The organism is Promicromonospora sp. NPDC023987 (genome assembly GCF_040639055.1).
GTDB lineage: Bacteria > Actinomycetota > Actinomycetes > Actinomycetales > Cellulomonadaceae > Promicromonospora.
The window spans coordinates 1-3,285 of the sequence record NZ_JBEZZF010000147.1 but is presented as its reverse complement, the minus strand read 5'-3'; the positions used below and the strand labels follow the sequence as shown (position 1 = coordinate 3,285).

Here is a 3,285-nt window from a genome sequence, read left to right as displayed (position 1 = left end):
GTCGGTACCCCGGGGTACCGACCACCTGACCTTTTACCGACCACTCGCGAGCCCACGCTCCCGTGGCGCGCTCCGCGGCGGCTACGCGCTCTTCTCGCGGGGCTGGCGGCCGCGCACCGGGTTCTTGCGCGGGACGACCGTCGGGTTCACGTTGTCGAGCACCACGTCGCGGGTGATGACCACGCGTTCGACGTCGTCACGGCTCGGCACGTCGAACATGACCTGCTGGAGCACCTCTTCGAGGATGGCCCGCAGTCCTCGTGCGCCGGTTCCGCGGAGCAGGGCCTGCTCGGCGATGGCGCCGACGGCGGGCTCGTCGAACTCGAGCTCGACCCCGTCGATCTCGAACATGCGCTTGTACTGCTTCACGAGCGCGTTCTTCGGCTCGGTGAGGATCCGGACCAGCGCGTCGCGGTCCAGCGGCGAGACCGAGGCGATGACCGGCAGGCGGCCGATGAACTCGGGGATCAGCCCGTACTTCTGCAGGTCCTCGGGCCGGACCTCGGCGAACAGGTCCTCGTCGCGTGCGATGGACTCCATGGGGGCGCTGAACCCGATGCCGCGCTTGCGGGAGCGGGCGGCCACGATGTCGTCCAGCCCCGCGAACGCACCTGCCACGATGAACAGGACGTTCGTGGTGTCGATCTGGATGAACTCCTGGTGCGGATGCTTGCGCCCGCCCTGCGGCGGCACCGAGGCGGTGGTGCCCTCGATGATCTTCAGGAGCGCCTGCTGCACACCCTCGCCGGACACGTCCCGCGTGATCGACGGGTTCTCCGCCTTGCGGGCCACCTTGTCGACCTCGTCGATGTAGATGATGCCCGTCTCGGCCTTCTTGACGTCGTAGTCAGCGGCCTGGATGAGCTTGAGCAGGATGTTCTCGACGTCCTCGCCCACGTAGCCCGCCTCGGTGAGGGCTGTCGCGTCGGCGATGGCGAAGGGCACGTTCAGCATCTTCGCGAGCGTCTGTGCCAGGTACGTCTTTCCAGTGCCCGTCGGGCCGATGAGCAGGATGTTGGACTTCGCGATCTCGACCGGGTCCTGCTCGTCCGGGCTGATCGACCGGCCGGCCTCGCCCGCCTGGATCCGCTTGTAGTGGTTGTAGACGGCGACGGCCAGGGCGCGCTTGGCGGGGTCCTGGCCGATGATGTACTGCTCGAGGAAGTCGAAGATCTCGCGCGGCTTGGGCAGCTCTGTCAGCCCCAGCTCCGCGGCCTCACCGAGCTCTTCCTCGATGATCTCGTTGCACAGCTCGATGCACTCGTCACAGATGTACACGCCCGGCCCGGCGATCAGCTTCTTTACCTGCTTCTGCGATTTACCGCAGAAGTTGCACTTCAGCAGTTCCGCGCCGTCACCGATTCGCACCACTACCTGTCTCCTCGCCTTGTGCACCCTCACGGAGTCCCGCACAGGCCGGCTGACCCAGCAGATCCGCGATGTCGAGCGGTCTTAAGATCCATTCCACACCACGGGTGGCCTGTTGTCAGCCTGGCGACCCGGCGGGTCGCACGACCGACTTTCACCACTTCATGACAATTTTGTCATGTTCTACGCAGCGTGTCCCACCATGCCCGACGCCGGGGCTCGTCGTCCACCGGTATTGGTGGCAGCCCCGGCGTCGGGATGAGGTTGTGACCGAACCGGCCGGTGAGGTCAGTTGGTCACGACCGCGACGGGCTTGCGCGACTCCAGCACCTCGTCGATCAGGCCGTAGTCCTTGGCCTGCGCGGCGGTGAGGATCTTGTCGCGCTCGATGTCGTCGCGCACCTGCTCCTGCGACTTGCCGGAGTGCGTCGCGAGCGTCAGCTCGAGCCACTCACGCATGCGGATGAGCTCGTTCGCGTGGATCTCGATGTCCGAGGCCTGCGCGTAGCCGCCACCCTCCATCGCGGGCTGGTGGATCAGCACGCGGGAGTTCGGCAGCGCGAGACGCTTGCCCGGCTGGCCGGCGGCGAGCAGGACCGCGGCGGCCGAGGCCGCCTGACCCAGGCAGACGGTCTGGATCTGCGGCTTGATGAACTGCATGGTGTCGTACAGCGCCGTCATGGCCGTGAACGAGCCGCCGGGCGAGTTGATGTACATCATCACGTCGCGGTCCGGGTCCTGGGTCTCCAGGACGAGCAGCTGCGCCATGACGTCGTCGGCGGACGCGTCGTCGACCTGGACACCCAGGAAGATGATGCGGTCCTCGAACAGCTTGGTGTACGGGTCCTGGCGCTTGAAGCCGTACGGGGTGCGCTCCTCGAACTGGGGAAGCACGTACCGTGCGGACGGCATGGCGCCGGCGGTAGCGAAAGGCAGCCCCGCGCCCGAACGGGCGCGTGCGCCGGCAAGGCGCTCTGCGGCTGCGACGAACTGGGCTTCAGGACTCACGATGGTCTCCTCGTCGATCAGGTCTTGATGAGTTTCCGGGCGGTCAGCTGGCCATGCCGCCGCCGCCGGCCAGCGCGGCGCTCTCGACGACGTGGTCGACGAAGCCGTACTCCAGCGCCTCGGAGGCCGTGAACCAGTTGTCGCGGTCGTTGTCCTTGATGATCTTCTCGATCGGCTGCCCGGTCTGCTCGGCCGTCAGCTCGGCGAGCACCTTCTTCATGTGCATGATGAGCTGCGCGCCGATCCGCACGTCGGTAGCGGTCCCGCCGACACCACCCGACGGCTGGTGCATCAGCACGCGGGCGTGCGGCGTGATGTACCGCTTGCCCTTCGTGCCGGAGGACAGCAGGAACTGCCCCATCGAGGCGGCCATGCCCATCGCGACGGTCGCCACGTCCGGCTTGATGAACTGCATGGTGTCGTAGATCGCCATGCCGGCCGTGATGGAGCCGCCGGGCGAGTTGATGTACAGCCAGATGTCCTTGTCGGGGTCCTCGGCCGCGAGAAGCATCATCTGGGCGCTGATCGCGTTCGCGTTCTCGTCGCGCACCTCCGACCCCAGCCAGATGATGCGTTCCTTCAGCAGCCGGTTGTAGATGGAGTCGTTGAGCCCGAAGCCAGCACCCTCCGTCCGTGCTACCGGCCCAGCATCCATCCGCAGCAGATCGTTCACGTCCATCTCCTCGGTTCTGACTCTCGTCTTTGGACCACGTCCTACGACGTCGTGTCGCTCGACCCTAACGTGCCCCCGCCCGGCGGAACTCCTGATTCGGAGCCCTTTTCGCCTACAGCGCATCGGTGCTGCCCACAGCGAAGTCGGGGGAACGCGGACGGCGGCCCGCCTCGGTGGCCGAGCTGACGGCCGAGCAGACCGGGCAGCCGATCGAGAAGATCATCAAGGACAACGAC

The 3,285-nt window shown here is 66.6% G+C and carries 3 protein-coding genes; all 3 read right to left on the bottom strand.

Annotated features, from left to right (window positions below; translation table 11 throughout):
- Positions 1-81 precede the first annotated feature (81 nt).
- The 3 genes from clpX to AB0F40_RS27380 all read right to left on the bottom strand — a co-directional run bounded on the left by clpX (position 82) and on the right by AB0F40_RS27380 (position 3,031).
- A complete protein-coding gene (clpX, locus tag AB0F40_RS27390; protein ID WP_357475469.1) occupies positions 82-1,371 on the bottom strand; it encodes an ATP-dependent Clp protease ATP-binding subunit ClpX in 1,290 nt (429 codons plus the stop codon).
- Positions 1,372-1,656: 285 nt separating this feature from the next.
- Positions 1,657-2,376, bottom strand: a complete 720-nt coding sequence (locus tag AB0F40_RS27385; protein WP_357475467.1) for an ATP-dependent Clp protease proteolytic subunit — start codon at positions 2,374-2,376, stop codon at positions 1,657-1,659.
- A gap of 43 nt (positions 2,377-2,419) precedes the next feature.
- Entirely contained in the window at positions 2,420-3,031 is a 612-nt protein-coding gene (locus AB0F40_RS27380; RefSeq protein ID WP_357475471.1) for an ATP-dependent Clp protease proteolytic subunit, read from the bottom strand.
- Positions 3,032-3,285 lie beyond the last annotated feature (254 nt).